Source organism: Acinetobacter sp. YH16042 (assembly GCF_013417245.1).
GTDB lineage: Bacteria > Pseudomonadota > Gammaproteobacteria > Pseudomonadales > Moraxellaceae > Acinetobacter > Acinetobacter amyesii.
In genome coordinates this window covers 240,486-259,105 of the sequence record NZ_VPEJ01000001.1, presented here as the reverse complement: position 1 = coordinate 259,105, position 18,620 = coordinate 240,486, and the positions used below count along the sequence as shown (strand labels likewise).

Here is an 18,620-nt window from a genome sequence, read left to right as displayed (position 1 = left end):
TCCTTATCGGTTCGAGAAGTTCCTTTCCCTGACCTAACTGTTTTATTATTACGTTTAAATTTGCATCAATATTCAAAACATTAAAATGACAATATGTATTTTCTTTTCGGTTTTTTTTGTCAACCCAATCACCTAAAGTGAGCTAACGATCCCAGAAATAATTGCCAACAAGATAGAACAAGGCGATGATAATGCCCCAAATCACCCCCAATAAATGTGCTTCGACTAAAATGGGGCTTCCAATTAATTCAGCCGTTCCCGTATTGCCCACGGTATTTTCCCACACCAATTTTGCCAAAATCAGCAACAATACAAAGGCTGCAAAATTTCGCTCCCGTCGATACATCAAATGCACACAAGCGACCGCGACATAGGCACCATGTAAGACACCAGATAATCCGGCATAGGCTTCAATATCGGGTAAGAAAAAATAGAAACTTAGACTGATTAAAGGAGATAAAATCAATAAAATGGCAACAAAATGCCATGTCGAAACTCGTGGGAAAATAAACGGTAAGCAAATAAAGGCCAATATATTTAAAACAAAATGAATCCAACCGACGTGAACCCAATGTGCGGTCCATAAGCGCCAAAAATCATGAAATAAGTCATCTTGCCAATAGATAAAATAATCTTTAAATACCTGTAGCGAGGCACAGATCGAAACGAATACGGCAAGAAAGACAATTTTCGGTATTAAAAATTGTAGTTTCATTTTCGCTCCTCCTGTACCTCACTTTTAAACGCTATTGCAAAGATTAATTTGCAGCTGTGCCACTGGTTTCAATATCACCACTAAACAAATCATCGAGTTCAGAACTATTGGCACTTTCATCCCAGAAATGTTCCATACCATCATCAGCCGTACGAACGCCTGTATGTTCAGTCCAATAACGATCTGAAATCCCTTTCACCATGGTTTCAGCCATGCTATCGATGAGCTTAAATTGTGGATTAACAGGTTTCTCATCGCTACGCGCTTGTGCAAAGGTACGTAAGGCATCACGGATTTTCGCATCATCGCCACTGGCCTGTGCAGCAACCGCATATAAAGCATGTGACAGTCTCACACCCTTTTGCTCACCAATTTGCGTAGATTGTTTCAATGTTTGGTATGGATCAGGTTTTCCATCACCTGCACCCGGCAATAACGTCCAGATCACAGCGCGGGTTGCATTTGGTGCGCCCCAGAATTTTTCATTATTCAGACATACCATACCGCGTTCAACAATCGCAGCAATGTCTTTTGGAACGTTTACCGCCCCACCTGAGTTAATATCATTGGTCATGGCCTGTAAGCCACTTAACATTCCCAACATATACACTGTTTGGTCAATGTCGCTGTTCATTTTTGGACAGCCTTCACCTAGACTTTTCTTATACTTCTTTTCAAAACGATCTTGAAATAATTGATAGCCGGTATATTGACGCTGTGCAGCAAGTGCCGCCCAACGCTTTTGCTCAACACGAGCATCCTGTGCTTCGGATACTTGGTTAGCTTTAGATGCACGTAAATAGCGTAACTCTGCATCCAAGGCTTTTTGTTCTGCACAAATCCCTGCTGCTGAATACATCAACACAGCCACACGTGTTGGGTCTGCGCCCATATCTTTGGTGGCCATAATGGCTGGAGTTAATGAATTACCTGAATTACACACCATTTCAGCATCTTCCATGGCTAAAATTGGTGGCACAATATGTTTTTCTGTAAATCCGAGTGCAACATTAGCACCGGTTTTTACAACCTGCGAACAACCCGCGAATAATGTACTTGTTATTGCTACAACTGCCACACCCTGGCATATTTTTTGGACGCTCGACATTTTCCTGTCCTCTATAATTGTGTTTATGTCCATCACGACAAACATATCAGAAGCAAAAAATGAATAAAAGAGTATTTGCTCTAATTTGCACGACACACTGTGCCATGAATCACGCTGAATGCAATTGACTGATTTTTTACAAAGACTAAATTTTAGGCAAAAAAAAGTAGCATAGCGACGGTTCGGCACATGCTACTTATTAACTGTGAAAGCGTTTGACTGCTTATTTTTGAGTTAACTGTTCCTTCAGCACTGTTCCTAGTCGTCCTATAACAATTGCTAACACAATCGCTATTACCAGAAACATCCAAGTTGGCATCATCATGATGATTTCCCTTAACGGCTGTTGGTAAGGCTAATATATAGGCAGAGAATCACCGCACAGCTTAAAATTGTCAGACAATTTAAATATTTTGCCAATAAATTTCAATCCTGTCAGACAAGATTATTTTACCCACAATATAAGATAATGAAATATGTGCATTTTATTGAATTTTAAAAATAAAGGCTGTCTAACAATTAGATCATTTTGGCCAATACTTTGAGTGATTTCCACTGTTTCAATGACAATTGATCGCGCCAAATAATCACTGGTTTTGCACGTGCATGCATAAAATACACCACAATATACATTTGATGATCCAAAATATGGCTTATTTGAACGCGTTGCACTGGGCGGTTGAGTCGTTGCAAAGACCAATCAGTTCCATCCAAATAATCTAGACTGGTGACGTGTAAATGCTTACGGAAAAACAATACATAAACCACCAGTCCAATGAGGAAAAATATCCCCCAAAGCATGGGTGTTAATAACTGATAAAGCAGCGTCATCAATACCGCAAAAATAAAAAACTGAAACGCATGCGATAAAAAACTGCGTTTCAGTTTGAATTGCCGATTATCCATGAACGTAATGTTTTAATTTTTGAATAAACGTTTTTAATTCAGGACGTGGCGGTTCACTAACTTCCATAAACCAATCCAACAAATCTGGATCTTCTGCAGCAACGAGTTCTGCAAACATGTCTTTTTCAGCTGCATCGGCTTGTAAATAGTAATTTTTGACGTAGGGATCAAAATAAACATCAATCTCTTTTAAACCACGACGTGCACGGTAGATCACTTTACGCTCTTCTAAGCTGATTTCATCAGTCATTGTCTTCCCCAATCGTTGAACCCGTCTAGTGTAACTCATCCACCCCATTGAAGTGGAGTGTTTTCACAGATTGACCGAATGCTTCATCGCATTTCCTGCTTTTGAATGTTCTGCACATTGAAGTCACACGCTGCATCTTATAAGTTGAGACAAAGCCATAAAAATGAATAGGATATTCAAAATGCAATCTGGAGCGATTCGCCCACTCAATAACATGCTGCCACGTCAATTATTTAATGCAGAACATGATGCATTTCGTGAAACAGTACGAAAATTTTATGAAAAAGAAGTTGTGCCCAATATCGAAAAATATGAAAAACAACAACATGTTGACCGTGACTTATGGAATAAAGCCGGTGCCATGGGCTTGCTTTGCCCGACCATGCCCGAAGCTTATGGCGGCTATGGTGTAGACCGACTCTATAGCATGATTCTGATTGAAGAGCAGGCCTATGCTATGGACTCCTCTACCGGCTTTTCACTGCACTCCGACATTGTGGCCAATTACATTCATAACTTTGGCAATGAAGAACAAAAGTTGCATTGGCTGCCGAAAATGGCTTCTGGCGAAACCGTGACTGCCATTGCAATGACCGAACCAGGCACAGGTTCAGACCTACAAGCGGTACGCACAACCGCTACAGAAGATGGCGATGACTATATTATTAATGGGTCAAAAATCTTTATCACCAATGGCTATTTATGTGACATGGCAATTGTGGTCTGCAAGACAGGTAATAGTGAAAAAGGTTCAGCTAATTTATCGCTAATTATCGTCGAGGCAGATCGCGTCGGTTTTAGCAAAGGCAAACCTTTAAATAAAATTGGCATGAAAGGTCAGGATACCTGTGAACTGTTCTTTGACAATGTCCGCGTCCCTAAAAGCAACTTACTTGGCATGCAAGGTATGGGCTTTATGATGCTGATGAAGGAATTGGCTTGGGAACGTATGTTGGTCGCGATTATTTGCCAAGCCGGTGCAGAAGCAGCCTTTGCGCACACTGTTCAATACACCAAAGAGCGTAAGGCATTTGGCAAGACCGTATCTAGTTTCCAAAACACCCGTTTTAAATTGGCAGAGCTACGCACTGAAATCGATTTTTGTCGAACTTATCTAGACCGATGTATGGAGCTGCAACTTGAGGAACAGCTCGGTATTGACGCAGCCGCAGCTGCTAAATACAAAATTTCAGAAATGTTCTCCAAAGTCGTGGATGAATGTCTGCAGTTGCATGGCGGCTATGGCTATATGCTTGAATATCCAATTGCACGGGCTTATATCGACAACCGTGCCAACCGTATCTATGCCGGTACCAATGAAATTATGAAAGAGCTGATTTCCCGTTCTTTATAACAACAAAGCCCATCATCGGATGGGCTTTTATATTCTTTCGATATCAACTTAAATCATTCACAAAATCACAGATGAGTGCAGCGACCAATGCGGGTTGCTCTTTGTGCGGCATGTGATGAAGCCCTTCCAAAATCTCTAGCTCTGCATCAGCTTTTATACCCGAAAAAAGTTTCTGAGCTTGTGCTGTCGTCCCGTATTCATCCAGTTCTCCATGGATGATCAAGCTTGGACACTGTACTTTTCCAACATAATCTTCGAGGTTCCATTGACGGAAACTTGGTGAAAGCCAAGTTTCCGTCCAAGCATCCAAAACCCATTGGGCTTTATCCCCATGGTATTTAGCCAAGCGTTCAAGCTGTCCCGGCTGCGCAAAACCTGTTTTGGCTTCACGTATACCCGATAATGTCAGTTCTTCCACTTCATACTGCGCAGCTATGGTAATCAGACCATGACATTGTTCAGGGTATGTAGTGGCAATGACGACTGACATTCCCCCGCCAACACTATGCCCCATCACGATAAACTGTTGAATGGAATAATGTTGAAGAAGTGCCTTAAAGCCCTGCCGCGCTTCAGCATAGACAAAATCTGTACTTAATAGATGAGGATTCGCTGACGATCGGCCAAAACCCAATCGATCATAGGCAATCACCGTTCTGCCAGACTCAGCAGCCAATTGCGCAGGAAAATCACGCCACAAATCCACACTCCCCAGTGAATCATGCATCAATATAATCGGAGCCAAAGTTGCATCATTATCTGCTATTTCAGGCTGCCAAGCTTTGGTATATAGCTCATAATCATTTAATTTTATAAATTCTGAATGTTCTTGATTCTTCACATTAACCCTGTGTGTTTTTCCTTGTTTTCAACATCATATATTTTTCAACAAATAAAGCGCATCAAATAAAACCCTAAAGTCACTCATTTAAAGCAAAAAAAGGAGCATCATGCTCCTTTTTTATGTAATAGACTTAAGAAACTAATCTGGGTTTAGCAGCCACTTGATCAGACTTTTTTTCAAATTTCAGCACTCCATCTTCAAATGAAGCATGCTTTAATTCTTTACGATCTGCCAAATAGTTATTGCTGACTTTCCACGGTGCATGTTTACCCTGTTTTGGCATCACATCTGCCGCACGTGCAATATAACCTGAAGTCAAGCTTCCCATTACTGTGTCTTCTAACAACTCGGTCGCATCGCCTTGTGGAATCACTTGGTTATAACCATTTTGATCCATATAGTTAATCAATTTACAGATGTATTCAGAAGCAATATCAACTTTTAATGTCCATGAAGCATTAATATAGCCAATAATCATCGCCATATTTGGTACATCACTGACCATCACGCCACGGTACAACATATGCTTAGAGGTATTTAATGGCTGACCATCGATTGTGGCACTGATGCCACCTAAAATTTGAATGTTGAGACCTGTAGCTGAAATCACCACGTCTGCATCAAGATGTTTACCTGATTTCAATTGAATGCCATTTTCAGTAAAACTTTCAATTTGATCGGTTTCAACAGATGCACGGCCTTCGCGTAAAATTTTAAACAAATCACCATCTGGCACCACACAAAGGCGCTGATCCCAAGGATTGTAATCTGGGGTAAAGTGCTTCATATCCACTTTACCTTTCAACTGCAACTCAATTGATTTTAATAAAAATTTACGGAGTAATTTAGGTTGCTTTTGTGCAACAGCATAAACAGCCCGTTGGACACCGATATTTCGTGCTCGGGTCAGTTTATAAGCAACATCTTCAGGTAATACTTTACGCATTTTGTCGTAAATGATGTCAATAGAAGGTACTGAGGCAATATAGGTCGGAGAGCGCTGTAGCATAGTCACATGCCCTGCACCGCCTTTTGCCATAGCTGGCACAAGGGTAATTGCTGTTGCGCCACTACCAATAATCACAACTTTTTTGCCTGCATAATTAAAATTTTCAGGCCAATGTTGTGGATGAATGAAGGTACCTTTAAAGTTTTCCTGCCCTTTAAACTCAGGTTGGAAACCTTGGTCATAATTATAATAACCCGTACAGCCAAAGACGAAATTTGCAACCCAGGTTTGTTGTTTCTTCTTCGCATCTTCAATAACAACAGACCATTTACGAGTTTGTGAATCGTAGTTCGCACTCACAACACGGTGCTGAAAATGAATTTTTTCTTTGATCTTATATTCATCAATCACTTCAGAAAGATAGCCTTTAATCGAAGACCCATCAGCAAGCACACTAGATTTTTTCCACGGCTTAAAATTGAAGCCAAAAGTTGACATATCCGAATCAGAACGAATACCCGGATATTTAAAAAGATCCCATGTTCCACCGAAACTTTCACGTCGTTCAATAATTTCAAATGAACGATTTGGACAATTTTTTGAAAGATGAGCAGCCAAACCTACACCAGAGATCCCTGCACCTACAATGAGAATATCAACTTGTTTTTCCATGTTGTTCTTTTAACCTATCTTAGATTTATATTTATTAAATCACATTTTTGACAATGCACAATGTCAAGTTTAAGCAAAAGGCGATTTATTTTTATCTTTTAAGGACAAATTGAATTATTGTCTAACAATATACAGCCAATACAAAACTGCAGGCATTAAAAAAGGTCGGTTAAAAACCGACCTTTTTTAGAACAACGTACGCTGCTCTTCACGAAATTAGTTAACTTCGCGATCTACTAGCTCAACGTAAGCCATCGGTGCAGCATCACCTGCACGGAAGCCCGCTTTAAGAACACGTAGATAACCGCCGTTACGTTCTTTGTAACGAGGGCCAAGAACGGTAAATAATTTACCAACAGTTGCAGCTGAACGAGTACGAGCAAACGCTAAACGACGGTTTGCTACAGAATCGACTTTAGCTAAAGTGATTAAAGGCTCAGCAACACGACGTAATTCTTTTGCTTTAGGAACAGTAGTTTTAATTAACTCGTGTTCGAACAAAGAATTAGCCATGTTTTGGAACATCGCTTTACGATGACTGCTTGTACGGCCTAATTTCACACCACTATTACGATGACGCATGGTGATAGTCCTACTTAATTAACGGCTACGATAAGCAAAGCGATCGTCCATGCGGAGGCTAGCCGGTGGCCAGTTCTCTAAACGCATGCCCAATTGCAAGCCTTTCGATGCCAGAACATCTTTAATCTCAGTCAACGATTTTTTACCTAAGTTAGGAGTTTTAAGCAACTCAACTTCAGTACGTTGAACAAGATCGCCAATGTAGTAAATATTTTCTGCTTTCAAACAGTTAGCAGAACGAACAGTAAGCTCTAGATCATCTACTGGACGAAGCAAAATCGGATCAACTTCTTCACGAGGTTCTTGAGCAACTGGTGCTTGATCTTTCTGAAGATCAACAAAAATTGCAATTTGTTGTTGCAAGATTGTTGCCGCTTTGCGGATTGCTTCTTCAGGATCAACAGTACCGTTGGTTTCAAGATCAATGATCAATTTATCAAGGTCAGTACGTTGTTCTACACGAGCGTTTTCCACTGTGTAAGACACACGTTTGATTGGGCTGTAAGAAGCATCTAATTGTAAACGACCCACTGGGCGAGTTTCGCCTTCAGGGAAGCGTGAATCAGAAGTCTCATAACCACGACCTTGAGAAACTTTCAGGCGCATTTTTAATGAGCCAGAAGCACTTAAAGTACCGATCAAGTGTTCAGGGTTAACCACTTCAACATTGTGTGGTAAACGAAGGTCAGCGGCTGTAACGTCGCCAGGACCTTGTTTTTCCAATGTCAGATAAGCTTCATTTTGATCGAACAGCTTAATAGACAATCCTTTTAGGTTCAGCAAGAGCTCGACGATGTCCTGCTGCAAGCCTTCCAAAGTACTGTACTCGTGCTCGACACCTTCAATCTCTACTTCAACCACGGCTGCGCCAGGTAAAGAAGACAAAAGGATACGACGTAAAGCATTACCAAGAGTATGACCAAAGCCACGCTCTAATGGTTCTAGAATAACTTTTGCCGAGGTCCCGCTTGCCGCTTCGACCTTGATCGCTTGCGGAGTTAGAAACTCATTTGCAGTACGCGTCATTATTGCTACCTCAAGGATTATTTAGAATACAATTCTACAATCAAGCTTTCGTTGATTTCAGCAGGTAAATCAGAACGATCTGGTGCAGCTTTGAACGTACCTTCCAATTTAGAATGATCAATTTCAATCCAAGCTGGAATGCCACGTTGAGTCGCTAACTCAACTGCGTTTTTGATACGCAATTGTTGTTTAGCACCTTCGTGAACTGCAACAACGTCACCAGCTTTAACTTGGATAGACGCGATGTTAACACGACGACCATTTAAAGTGATTGAACGGTGAGATACAAGCTGACGAGCTTCTGCACGTGTAGAACCAAAACCCATGCGATAAACAACGTTATCTAGACGGCTTTCAAGAAGTTTCAACAAGTTTTCACCTGTTGCGCCTTTAACACGAGCAGCTTCTTTGTAGTAGTTACTAAATTGACGCTCTAAAACACCGTACATACGACGTACTTTTTGTTTTTCACGTAATTGTAGTGAGTACTCAGATTGTTTGCCGCCACGAGCGCCACCATGTTGGCCAGGTGCTTTAGCAGCTTTTTTTGTTTTGACGTCAAATGGTTTAACGCCAGATTTTAATTGCAGGTCTGTCCCTTCGCGGCGAGAGAGTTTGCATTTTGGACCAATATAACGAGCCATGAATGTTTCTCCTTACACGCGACGTTTTTTAGGTGGACGGCAACCGTTGTGCGGGATTGGCGTCACATCGGTAATGCTGTTAATTTTATAACCCACTGCACCTAAAGCACGAACCGCAGATTCACGACCTGGACCAGGACCTTTTACAAGGACGTCCAAGTTTTTCAAACCGTAATCTAAAGCAGCTTTACCAGCAACTTCAGCAGCTACCTGAGCAGCAAACGGAGTTGATTTACGTGATCCACGGAAGCCTTGTCCACCAGAGGTAGCCCAAGCCAGTGCATTACCTTGACGATCGGTAATAGTCACAATGGTGTTATTAAAAGAAGCGTGAATGTGTGCAACACCTTCAGAGACGGTACGAGTGACCTTCTTGCGTGTGCGAGTATCTTTAGCCATCTTTTAGCTTCCAGAAATCTTATTTCTTAATAGGTTTGCGCGGACCTTTACGGGTACGTGCGTTAGTTTTGGTGCGTTGACCACGGACAGGCAAGCTGCGACGATGACGAAGACCGCGGTAGCAGCCTAAATCCATTAAACGTTTAATGTTCATGGAAATTTCGCGACGTAAATCACCTTCGGTAGGAACCTTAGTAACTTCTGCACGAATCGCATCAAGCTGAGCGTCATCTAATTCACGAATTTTAGTTGTTGGTGCAATACCAGCAGCAGCTAAGATAGCTTTTGCAGTGTGGCGACCAATACCAAAAATGTACGTTAGAGAGATAACAGCATGCTTGTTATCCGGAATGTTTACACCGGCAATACGAGCCATTCAATTTTCTCCAAAAAGGCAGTTAAGATAATCAACCGCCCGACAAAATCTTTGAGGGGCGGATAATAACCTAATTAGCCTACTGAAATCAACAGGTCTTGATCAGATTAACCTTGACGCTGCTTATGACGAGGTTCTGCGCTGCAAATTACGCGAATAACCCCATTACGACGGATAACTTTACAGCTACCACAAATTTTCTTTACAGAAGCTTGAACTTTCATAATGAAACCTCTAAGTGCGCTTATCCTTTCGGATGAGCAGTCGTTTTACGCATTAACGATTGATTGTCATATTGATGCGATGTGAGATGAGCTTGGAGCTGAGCCATAAAGTCCATCACCACCACCACTACGATCAGTAAAGACGTACCACCTAAGCTAAATGGAATACCAAATGAGCTTTGTAGAATCATCGGCATTAAACAGATGATTGTGATATAAACCGCGCCAATAAAAGTCAAACGATTCAAAATATGATCTAAATAGCGTGCAGTTTGCTCACCAGGACGAATACCCGGTACATAAGCACCACTACGTTTTAAATTCTCTGACACTTCTTTCGGACTAAATACTAGCGCAGTATAGAAGTAACAGAAGAAGATAATTAATGCACCAAATAGCACCAAATACATCGGTTGACCCGGCGACAATACGAGTGCCAAATCTTGTAGGCCACGTTTAATCACGCCAGCATTTGGGTCTGCACTGCCAACCCATTGCCCTAAGCTCGCTGGGAACAATAGCAATGAACTCGCAAAAATTGCAGGAATCACACCCGCCATATTAATTTTTAATGGCAAATGTGTTTGCTGAGCAGTAAATACACGACGACCTTGCTGTTTTTGAGCATAGTTTACTGGAATGCGACGCTGCGCCTTCTCAATAAACACAATTGCTGCTAACACTGCAACAGATAGCAATGCAAAGATTGCAAGACCAATTAAACTTGATTGGCCATTATCTACTGAGGTTAAAGATTGCAGAACCAAGTTCGGCAAACCAGCAACGATACCAGCGAAGATGATCATGGAAATACCATTCCCTACTCCACGCTCAGTAATTTGCTCACCTAACCACATCAGGAACATTGTACCTGCAACCAAAGAAGTTACAGCAGGAACGTAAAAAGCAAGTCCACTAGTCAAAGTAATATTTTGACTAATCAGACCTGCACACATCCCAACGGCTTGCACAAGTGCAAGAAACAATGTGCCTTGTCGCGTATATTGATTGATCTTACGCTTACCTTGTTCGCCTTCTTTCTTTAAAGCTTCCAGCGAAGGAACAACCGTAGACATTAACTGCACGATAATCGATGCAGAGATATACGGCATAATCCCAAGAGCAAGAATTGACATACGCTCTAATGCACCACCTGAGAACATGTTAAACAAACCAAGGATCGTACCTTGGTTTGCATTAAACAGATTCTCTAGTGCGGCATTGTTAATGCCCGGTACTGGAATATGTGCTCCCAGTCGAAAAACCAACAACGCCCCGATGAGGAACATCATACGGCGAATAATTTCACGATATTTCACATGAAAAGGTTGGCCTTTCATCATGTTAACATGACCTGTCGAACTAGGAGTCATAGACACTGGGGATTACTCCTCGACTTTACCGCCAGCAGCTTCAACAGCAGCTTTAGCGCCTTTAGTCAATGCAACACCTTGAACAGTGAATGCACGAGTAATTTCACCAGAAAGTACGATGCGTGCACGCAACATATCTTTACGTACAACGTTAGCAGCTTTTAAAGTTTCAAGAGACACGATGTCGCCTTCAACTTTAGCAAGTTCTGATAAACGTACTTCAGCAGTTTTCAAAGCCATTTGGCTAGTGAAACCGAATTTAGGTAAACGACGGTATAACGCAGTTTGACCACCTTCGAAACCAGGACGTGTACCACCGCTCTTACGTGAGTTTTGACCTTTGACACCACGGCCACCAGTCTTACCAACGCCAGAACCGATACCACGGCCTAAACGAAGGTTGTCACGCTTAGCACCTTCTGCAGGTGCAATTGTATTTAAACGCAGAGTCATGGCTTATTCCTCTACACTAACCATATAGTAAACTTGGTTGATCATACCACGGTTAGAAGGCGTATCTTGCACTTCAACTGTATGACCAATACGACGCAGACCTAAACCTTTAAGGCTAAGCTTGTGATTTTTCAAGCGGTGCGATGAAGATTTAGTCTGGGTAACTTTAATCGTTTTCATGATTGATTACCCTTGAATTTGTGCTACTGATAAACCACGTTTCGCAGCAACTTTCTCAGGAGAAGTCATATCACGCAAACCGTTAAAAGTTGCGTTTACTACGTTAGCAGCGTTAGTAGAACCATAACACTTAGTTAATACGTTACGTACACCTACAGCTTCTAAAACTGCACGCATAGCGCCACCAGCAATTACACCAGTACCTTCAGAAGCAGGTTGCATGTAAACGCGGCTTGCACCGTGACGAGCATTGATAGGGTGCTGAACAGTACCGTCAACAAGGTCAACAGTAATCATGTTGCGACGAGCAGCTTCAAGTGCTTTAGAAATAGCAGCTGGAACTTCACGTGCTTTACCACGACCAAAACCTACGCGACCATTACCATCACCCACAACAGTTAATGCTGTGAAAGAGAAGATACGACCACCCTTAACAACTTTGGCTACACGATCAACGGCAACCAGCTTTTCAACAAGACCTTCGTTTTGTTCAACTTTAGCCATGATTAGAACTCCAAGCCGTTTTCACGAGCAGCATCAGCCAAGGCTTTGATACGACCATGATATTTGAAACCAGAACGGTCAAATGCAACTTTAGTTACACCAGCCGCTTTAGCACGTTCTGCAATTAAAGCACCAACTTTCTGAGCCGATTCAACGTTACCAGTAGTACCAGCACGTAGAGTAGCGTCTAAAGTAGAAGCTTGCGCTAATACTTTGCCACCATCTGCAGAGATAACTTGAGCATAGATGTGACGCGGAGTGCGGTTTACACACAAACGAGTCGCACCCAATGCACGGATGTGCAAGCGTGTGCTTTTCGCACGACGCAAACGGGATTGTTTCTTTTCGTTCATAAGAACCTCGCGCCTTATTTCTTCTTAGCTTCTTTACGAAGTACAACTTCGTCAGAATAACGAACACCTTTACCTTTATAAGGCTCTGGCGGACGGTAACCACGGATTTCTGCAGCAACTTGACCTAATTTAGCTTTATCAGCAGATTTAAGTACAATTTCAGTTGCAGTAGGAGTTTCTGCAGTTACACCTTCAGGAAGGTTGTAGTCGATCGGGTGAGAGAAACCAAGGTTAAGGTTAACAATGTTACCTTTAACCGCAGCTTTATAACCAACACCGATAAGCTGTAACTTACGTTCGAAACCTTCGTTAACACCTTTTACAAGGTTGTTAAGCACAGCGCGAGCAGTACCAGCCTGCATCCAAGCATCTTTAGATTCAGCTTTAGGAGCAATAACTAGAGTACCGTCTTCCTGTTTTAGCTCGACCAGCGCATGCAGGTTGAAAGACAATGTACCTTTGCTGCCTTTCACTTCGACCTGCCGGCCGTTCTGAGTAACTGTAACACCGTTAGGTACAGTTACTGGGGCTTTAGCCACACGAGACATGAGGAATCACCTATTAAGAAACAAAAGCAATAACTTCACCACCGATACCTGCAGCACGTGCAGCGCGATCAGTCATGATGCCTTTGCTTGTAGAAACAATTGCAATACCTAAACCTTGCTTAACGCTAGGAAGTGCATCTTTACCGCGATATTGACGTAGACCAGGACGGCTTACGCGTTTCACAGTATCGATAACTGGTTTGCCTTCGAAATATTTTAAAGTAATCGTTAAAGTCGCTTTGCCTTCATTGTCAGCAACAGCTACATCAGCGATATAACCTTCTTGTTGAAGTACGTTAGCAATCGCAACTTTCAACTTTGAGTTTGGCATAGAAACAGTTTGTTTCTTTGCCATTTGTGCGTTACGAACACGTGTTAGCATGTCGGCAACGGTATCTTGCATACTCATTTATAGTGCTCCTTACCAGCTTGCCTTAACAACGCCCGGTACATCACCTTGCATTACTGTTTCACGTAATTTGTTACGGCTTAAGCCGAACTTACGGAAGTAACCATGAGGACGACCAGTTAAACCACAACGGTTACGTAGACGTACTGGAGACGCATTACGTGGTAATGCTTGAAATTTCATCATCGCTTCGAAACGTTCTTCGTCTGATGCATTAACGTTTGCGATAATTGCTTTTAATTCAGCACGTTTCGCAGCGTATTTAGCAACAGTAGCTTCGCGTTTCAATTCGCGATTAATCATACCTTTCTTAGCCATATCGACCTCTTATTTGAACGGGAAGCCGAATGCACGCATAAGCGCACGGCCTTCGTCATCGGTGCGAGCAGTCGTAGTGATGGTAATGTCCATACCACGAATACGATCAATCTTATCAAAATCGATTTCAGGGAACATGATTTGTTCCTTAAGACCCATTGAGTAGTTACCACGACCATCGAATGATTTCGCAGAGAAACCACGGAAGTCACGGATACGAGGGATCGCGATAGAGATCAAACGGTCTAAGAATTCGTACATACGTTCGCCGCGTAAAGTAACTTTACAGCCGATCGGCCAACCATCACGGATTTTGAAACCAGCGATAGATTTACGAGCTAAAGTAAGTACTGGTTTTTGACCAGCAATTGCTTGCATATCAGAAAGAGCGCCATCTAACAATTTCTTGTCAGCTGATGCAGCACCAACACCCATGTTGATGGTGATTTTTGTAATGCGAGGAATATCCATCACATTCTTAACGCCCAATGTTTCTTTTAATTGAGCCTTAAGTTCGTCGTTGTAACGCGTTTTAAGTCTGGCCATTGCCTAGTCAACCTATTACTTCGCTACCGCCACTGATTCACCATTAGATTTGAATACGCGAGTTTTCACGCCTTCAATCACTTGGTAACCAACACGGTCAGCCTTTTGGGTTGTAGCATTAAAAATTGCCACGTTAGAGATATGAAGCTCAGCTTCTTGAGTTACGATGCCGCCTTCAGCGCCAGTAGCTCGGTTAGGCTTTTGATGCTTCGTTACCAAGTTAAGGCCTTCAACCTTAACACGGTCATTTGAAACAGACAAAACAGTACCTTGTTTGCCTTTTTCTTTACCTGCGATCACAATTACTTGATCGCCCTTTTTAATCTTAGCCATGAGTGCCTCTTATAGAACTTCAGGAGCCAATGAAATAATTTTCATGAACTGTTCAGTACGAAGTTCACGAGTCACTGGTCCGAAAATACGAGTTGCAATCGGCGCTTTGTTGTTGTTCAAAATAACAGCTGCGTTATCGTCGAAACGAATAACTGAACCATCTGCACGACGGATGCCGAATTTTGTACGTACAACTACAGCATTCATCACGTCACCTTTTTTAACACGTGCGCGTGGAATAGCTTCTTTTACAGTAACTTTAATAATGTCGCCAACAGAAGCATAACGACGATGTGAACCACCAAGTACTTTAATACATTGTACGCGGCGAGCACCACTGTTGTCTGCTACGTCTAGCATACTTTCGGTTTGAATCATTGCCCTACTCCAAAACCGAGCATCACCGGTCGCAATTTCGAAAGGCTCAAAGAGTACTCGAAATTGACCGATGATGCAAGAACGTTTAATTACTCAGCAGCAGCTTCAACAACTTCAACTAAAGTCCAAGACTTAGTTTTAGAAATTGGGCGGCTTTCTTTGATGCTTACTACGTCACCAACTTTAGCAACATTGTTTTCATCATGAGCGTGTAATTTAGTTGAACGGCGGATTGATTTGCCATACAACGGGTGTTGAACGCGGCGTTCGATAAGAACAACGATAGACTTGTCCATCTTGTCGCTAACTACTTTACCGGTTAACGTGCGAACTGTTTGTTCACTCATTGTCCGTTCCCCTGTTTTTCGGTAAGGAGGGTCTTAATACGAGCAATTGTCTTACGAGTAAGCGCAACTTCGTGCGATTTACCCAATTGACCAGTTGCTTTCGCCATACGAAGACGGAATTGGTTAAGCTGTTGCTCATCAAGCAAAGCTGTCAACTCTTCTACCGACTTTTCACGTAGATCATTAGTTTTCATTACATTACCGTCCGAGTCACGATAGTGGTTTTAAACGGAAGTTTTGCAGCAGCAAGCGTAAACGCTTCGCGAGCAAGTTCTTCGTTAACACCATCAATTTCGTACAAGACTTTACCTGGTTTGATTTGGCAAACCCAGTATTCCACAGAACCTTTACCTTTACCCATACGAACTTCTAATGGTTTTTCAGTAATTGGTTTGTCTGGGAAAACACGGATAAAGATCTTACCACCACGTTTAATACGACGGCTGATTGTACGACGCGCTGCTTCAATTTGACGTGCTGTCATTTGACCACGTTCAACTGATTTAAGTGCAATAGTACCAAAAGATACTGAGCTACCGCGATGTGCTAGACCAGTGTTACGGCCTTTTTGCACTTTACGGAATTTAGTACGTTTAGGTTGTAACATGGATTATTCTCCTTTTTCAGCAGAACGATCATTGCGACGACCACGACGCTCTTGACCTTCACCACGACCACGGCCACGTTTAGCTGGACGTTCTTCAGCTGGAGCTGGGTTCATGACTTGTTTCATGCCGCCCAAGATCTCACCACGGAAGATCCATACTTTAACGCCGATCGTACCGTAAGTAGTCTCAGCACGCATAGTAGCATAGTCGATGTCAGCACGAAGAGTATGAAGAGGTACACGACCTTCACGATACCATTCAGTACGAGCAATCTCAGCACCACCTAGACGGCCTGAAACTTCTACTTTGATACCTTTAGCACCAGCACGCATAGAGTTTTGAACCGCACGCTTCATAGCACGACGGAACATTACACGTTTTTCTAATTGAGAAGCGATTGCTTCAGCAACTAAACGAGCGTCTAAATCTGGGCGATCGATTTCGTTGATACTTACTTGCGCAGGAACACCCATAATGGCTGTTAATTCGCGTTGTAATTTCTCAATGTCTTCGCCTTTTTTACCGATCACGATACCAGGACGTGCAGTGCTAATAGTTACTTTAGCTGCGCCTGTAGGGCGTTCGATAAGAATATTGCTTACCATCGCATTCTTAAGTTTTTTAGTTAAAAACTCACGAACTTGAAGATCTTTTAGCAAATATTCAGCATATTGTTTCGGATTCGCATACCAGTTAGCGTTATGACGTTTCACAACACCTAGGCGGATACCGATTGGATGAACCTTCTGACCCATATCAAACCCCTACCTTAACGGTAATGTGACAAGTACGCTTAGTAATACGATCTGCACGGCCTTTAGCACGTGGCAAAATACGTTTCAGGCTCATGCCTTCATCAACGTAGATCGTAGAAACTTTAAGGTCGTCTACATCTAAACTGTTATTGTGTTCAGCGTTTGCAATCGCAGATTCCAATGCTTTTTTAACTAAAACTGCAGCTTTTTTGTTGCTGAAGTTTAAGATATTCAAAGCATGCGCAACAGATTTGCCGCGAATTAGGTCTGCAACCAAACGTGCTTTTTGTGCCGAGATAGCGGCACCGCGTAATTTAGCAGTTACTTCCATCATAGCACCTATTAACGTTTAGACTTCTTGTCAACACCGTGACCACGATAGGTACGAGTTGGCGCGAATTCACCTAATTTATGACCAACCATATGCTCAGATACAATCACTGGAACATGGTTACGGCCATTGTGTACAGAAATTGTTAGACCAACAAAATCCGGTAAGATCATCGAACGACGCGACCAAGTTTTGATCGGCTTACGGTTATTAGCCGCGATAGCCGCTTCAACCTTAGCGAACAAGTGCGCATCGACGAATGGGCCTTTTTTCAGAGAACGAGGCATTGTCAGATTCCTTTACTTGTTACTTAACGCGACGGTCGCGAATGATCATCTTAGTCGTACGCTTGTTGGTACGTGTTTTGTACCCTTTAGCTTTTTGACCCCATGGACTTACAGGTTGAATACCTTTGTTACGTCCTTCACCACCACCATGTGGATGGTCTACTGGGTTCATCGCCATACCACGTACGGTAGGACGAACGCCACGCCAGCGTGATGCACCTGCTTTACCAAGTGAACGAAGGTTGCTTTCTGAGTTAGAAACTTCACCTAACACAGCACGGCATTCAACGTGTACTTTACGCATTTCGCCTGAACGAAGACGAATGATAGCGTAAGAACCGTCACGACCCAACAATTGAGCAGATGTACCAGCAGAACGTACTAATTGTGCGCCTTTACCGATTTTAAGCTCGATGTTGTGAAGAGTAGAACCGATAGGCATGTTGCGAAGTGGCAAGCAGTTACCTGGACGGATTGGAGCATCGTTACCAGACTGAACTTGATCACCAGCGCGAAGGCCTTTAGGTGCAATAATATAGCGACGTTCACCGTCAGCATATTTCAATAAAGCAATATGAGCTGTACGGTTTGGATCGTATTCAATACGCTCAACTACAGCTGGGATGCTGTCTTTGTTACGTTTGAAGTCTACGATACGGTAGTGCTGTTTATGACCACCACCAACGTGACGAGTTGTAATGTGACCGTTGTTATTACGACCGCCAGTACGTTTTTTAGCTTCAACCAACGGAGCATATGGCGCGCCTTTGTGAAGGTGGTTATGAACCACTTTCTCTACAAAGCGACGTCCTGGAGACGTTGGCTTACATTTTTGAATCGGCATAATT

At 42.5% G+C, this 18,620-nt stretch carries 31 protein-coding genes; 1 reads left to right on the top strand and 30 read right to left on the bottom strand.

What is annotated here, in order from left to right; all coding sequences use genetic code 11:
* Nucleotides 1–142: 142 nt before the first annotated feature.
* The 4 genes from rrtA to FTV37_RS01295 all read right to left on the bottom strand — a co-directional run bounded on the left by rrtA (nt 143) and on the right by FTV37_RS01295 (nt 2,979).
* Nucleotides 143–715, bottom strand: a complete 573-nt coding sequence (rrtA, locus tag FTV37_RS01310) for a rhombosortase (protein WP_168379122.1) — start codon at nt 713–715, stop codon at nt 143–145.
* 43 nt (nt 716–758) lie between these two features.
* A complete protein-coding gene (locus tag FTV37_RS01305; protein ID WP_180021620.1) occupies nt 759–1,823 on the bottom strand; it encodes a hypothetical protein in 1,065 nt (354 codons plus the stop codon).
* A gap of 519 nt (nt 1,824–2,342) precedes the next feature.
* Complete coding sequence (locus FTV37_RS01300) at nt 2,343–2,729, bottom strand: hypothetical protein (protein ID WP_078189263.1); 387 nt, start codon at nt 2,727–2,729, stop codon at nt 2,343–2,345.
* Nucleotides 2,722–2,979, bottom strand: a complete 258-nt coding sequence (locus FTV37_RS01295; protein WP_078189264.1) for a succinate dehydrogenase assembly factor 2 — start codon at nt 2,977–2,979, stop codon at nt 2,722–2,724. The genes FTV37_RS01300 and FTV37_RS01295 overlap by 8 nt, the downstream gene beginning before the upstream one ends.
* Before the next feature lie 181 nt (nt 2,980–3,160).
* Here FTV37_RS01295 and FTV37_RS01290 point away from each other — a divergent pair, with 181 nt between their 5' ends.
* Nucleotides 3,161–4,333 (top strand): acyl-CoA dehydrogenase family protein, encoded by a 1,173-nt coding sequence (locus FTV37_RS01290; RefSeq protein ID WP_180055988.1) that lies wholly within the window; start codon nt 3,161–3,163, stop codon nt 4,331–4,333.
* 43 nt (nt 4,334–4,376) lie between these two features.
* Here the strand turns inward: FTV37_RS01290 and FTV37_RS01285 are convergent, their stop codons facing one another.
* From FTV37_RS01285 to rplB, 26 genes are all read right to left on the bottom strand, one after another.
* Entirely contained in the window at nt 4,377–5,174 is a 798-nt protein-coding gene (locus FTV37_RS01285) for an alpha/beta fold hydrolase (RefSeq protein WP_373683549.1), read from the bottom strand.
* 133 nt (nt 5,175–5,307) lie between these two features.
* Nucleotides 5,308–6,798, bottom strand: coding sequence for an NAD(P)/FAD-dependent oxidoreductase (locus FTV37_RS01280; RefSeq protein WP_180062866.1), 1,491 nt, complete (start codon nt 6,796–6,798; stop codon nt 5,308–5,310).
* 216 nt (nt 6,799–7,014) lie between these two features.
* A complete protein-coding gene (gene rplQ / locus FTV37_RS01275; RefSeq protein ID WP_005012953.1) occupies nt 7,015–7,380 on the bottom strand; it encodes a 50S ribosomal protein L17 in 366 nt (121 codons plus the stop codon).
* Nucleotides 7,381–7,398: 18 nt separating this feature from the next.
* The gene (locus tag FTV37_RS01270; RefSeq protein ID WP_004650465.1) at nt 7,399–8,406 is read right to left on the bottom strand and encodes a DNA-directed RNA polymerase subunit alpha; all 1,008 of its coding nucleotides are present in this window, start codon (nt 8,404–8,406) and stop codon (nt 7,399–7,401) included.
* Between the two features lie 17 nt (nt 8,407–8,423).
* Nucleotides 8,424–9,050, bottom strand: coding sequence for a 30S ribosomal protein S4 (rpsD, locus tag FTV37_RS01265; protein WP_078189268.1), 627 nt, complete (start codon nt 9,048–9,050; stop codon nt 8,424–8,426).
* 12 nt (nt 9,051–9,062) lie between these two features.
* Complete coding sequence (gene rpsK, locus FTV37_RS01260; RefSeq protein ID WP_001040166.1) at nt 9,063–9,449, bottom strand: 30S ribosomal protein S11; 387 nt, start codon at nt 9,447–9,449, stop codon at nt 9,063–9,065.
* Nucleotides 9,450–9,468: 19 nt separating this feature from the next.
* Complete coding sequence (rpsM, locus tag FTV37_RS01255; RefSeq protein ID WP_078189269.1) at nt 9,469–9,825, bottom strand: 30S ribosomal protein S13; 357 nt, start codon at nt 9,823–9,825, stop codon at nt 9,469–9,471.
* Between the two features lie 107 nt (nt 9,826–9,932).
* A complete protein-coding gene (gene rpmJ / locus FTV37_RS01250) occupies nt 9,933–10,049 on the bottom strand; it encodes a 50S ribosomal protein L36 (RefSeq protein ID WP_000867907.1) in 117 nt (38 codons plus the stop codon).
* Between the two features lie 20 nt (nt 10,050–10,069).
* Nucleotides 10,070–11,389: a preprotein translocase subunit SecY gene (gene secY, locus FTV37_RS01245; RefSeq protein WP_171263746.1), complete on the bottom strand. Its 1,320-nt coding sequence runs from the start codon at nt 11,387–11,389 to the stop codon at nt 10,070–10,072.
* Nucleotides 11,390–11,434: 45 nt separating this feature from the next.
* Nucleotides 11,435–11,875, bottom strand: coding sequence for a 50S ribosomal protein L15 (gene rplO / locus FTV37_RS01240; RefSeq protein WP_078189271.1), 441 nt, complete (start codon nt 11,873–11,875; stop codon nt 11,435–11,437).
* A gap of 3 nt (nt 11,876–11,878) precedes the next feature.
* Nucleotides 11,879–12,055: a 50S ribosomal protein L30 gene (gene rpmD, locus FTV37_RS01235; protein WP_005012961.1), complete on the bottom strand. Its 177-nt coding sequence runs from the start codon at nt 12,053–12,055 to the stop codon at nt 11,879–11,881.
* A 6-nt stretch (nt 12,056–12,061) separates the two neighbouring features.
* Nucleotides 12,062–12,559, bottom strand: coding sequence for a 30S ribosomal protein S5 (rpsE, locus tag FTV37_RS01230; protein ID WP_067762902.1), 498 nt, complete (start codon nt 12,557–12,559; stop codon nt 12,062–12,064).
* 2 nt (nt 12,560–12,561) lie between these two features.
* Nucleotides 12,562–12,912 carry a 50S ribosomal protein L18 gene (rplR, locus tag FTV37_RS01225; protein WP_067762903.1) on the bottom strand — a complete coding sequence of 117 codons (351 nt, stop codon included), beginning with the start codon at nt 12,910–12,912 and terminating at the stop codon, nt 12,562–12,564.
* Nucleotides 12,913–12,926: 14 nt separating this feature from the next.
* Entirely contained in the window at nt 12,927–13,460 is a 534-nt protein-coding gene (rplF, locus tag FTV37_RS01220; RefSeq protein WP_078189272.1) for a 50S ribosomal protein L6, read from the bottom strand.
* 13 nt (nt 13,461–13,473) lie between these two features.
* Entirely contained in the window at nt 13,474–13,869 is a 396-nt protein-coding gene (gene rpsH / locus FTV37_RS01215) for a 30S ribosomal protein S8 (protein WP_078189273.1), read from the bottom strand.
* A gap of 12 nt (nt 13,870–13,881) precedes the next feature.
* A complete protein-coding gene (gene rpsN / locus FTV37_RS01210) occupies nt 13,882–14,187 on the bottom strand; it encodes a 30S ribosomal protein S14 (protein ID WP_067762906.1) in 306 nt (101 codons plus the stop codon).
* A gap of 9 nt (nt 14,188–14,196) precedes the next feature.
* Nucleotides 14,197–14,733 carry a 50S ribosomal protein L5 gene (gene rplE / locus FTV37_RS01205; RefSeq protein WP_067762907.1) on the bottom strand — a complete coding sequence of 179 codons (537 nt, stop codon included), beginning with the start codon at nt 14,731–14,733 and terminating at the stop codon, nt 14,197–14,199.
* 15 nt (nt 14,734–14,748) lie between these two features.
* The gene (gene rplX / locus FTV37_RS01200) at nt 14,749–15,066 is read right to left on the bottom strand and encodes a 50S ribosomal protein L24 (RefSeq protein WP_078189274.1); all 318 of its coding nucleotides are present in this window, start codon (nt 15,064–15,066) and stop codon (nt 14,749–14,751) included.
* A gap of 9 nt (nt 15,067–15,075) precedes the next feature.
* Entirely contained in the window at nt 15,076–15,444 is a 369-nt protein-coding gene (rplN, locus tag FTV37_RS01195) for a 50S ribosomal protein L14 (protein ID WP_005012978.1), read from the bottom strand.
* 89 nt (nt 15,445–15,533) lie between these two features.
* Nucleotides 15,534–15,791, bottom strand: a complete 258-nt coding sequence (rpsQ, locus tag FTV37_RS01190) for a 30S ribosomal protein S17 (protein ID WP_078189275.1) — start codon at nt 15,789–15,791, stop codon at nt 15,534–15,536.
* Nucleotides 15,788–15,985: a 50S ribosomal protein L29 gene (rpmC, locus tag FTV37_RS01185; RefSeq protein ID WP_005012982.1), complete on the bottom strand. Its 198-nt coding sequence runs from the start codon at nt 15,983–15,985 to the stop codon at nt 15,788–15,790. The genes rpsQ and rpmC overlap by 4 nt, the downstream gene beginning before the upstream one ends.
* Nucleotides 15,985–16,398 (bottom strand): 50S ribosomal protein L16, encoded by a 414-nt coding sequence (gene rplP / locus FTV37_RS01180; protein ID WP_068909575.1) that lies wholly within the window; start codon nt 16,396–16,398, stop codon nt 15,985–15,987. The genes rpmC and rplP overlap by 1 nt, the downstream gene beginning before the upstream one ends.
* Nucleotides 16,399–16,401: 3 nt before the next feature.
* Nucleotides 16,402–17,154, bottom strand: coding sequence for a 30S ribosomal protein S3 (gene rpsC, locus FTV37_RS01175; protein ID WP_078189277.1), 753 nt, complete (start codon nt 17,152–17,154; stop codon nt 16,402–16,404).
* A gap of 1 nt (nt 17,155) precedes the next feature.
* On the bottom strand, nt 17,156–17,485 hold the full coding sequence (gene rplV / locus FTV37_RS01170) for a 50S ribosomal protein L22 (RefSeq protein ID WP_035265103.1): 330 nt from the start codon (nt 17,483–17,485) through the stop codon (nt 17,156–17,158).
* Between the two features lie 11 nt (nt 17,486–17,496).
* The gene (gene rpsS / locus FTV37_RS01165; RefSeq protein WP_004281508.1) at nt 17,497–17,772 is read right to left on the bottom strand and encodes a 30S ribosomal protein S19; all 276 of its coding nucleotides are present in this window, start codon (nt 17,770–17,772) and stop codon (nt 17,497–17,499) included.
* A gap of 19 nt (nt 17,773–17,791) precedes the next feature.
* Nucleotides 17,792–18,616 (bottom strand): 50S ribosomal protein L2, encoded by an 825-nt coding sequence (gene rplB, locus FTV37_RS01160; protein ID WP_078189278.1) that lies wholly within the window; start codon nt 18,614–18,616, stop codon nt 17,792–17,794.
* Nucleotides 18,617–18,620 lie beyond the last annotated feature (4 nt).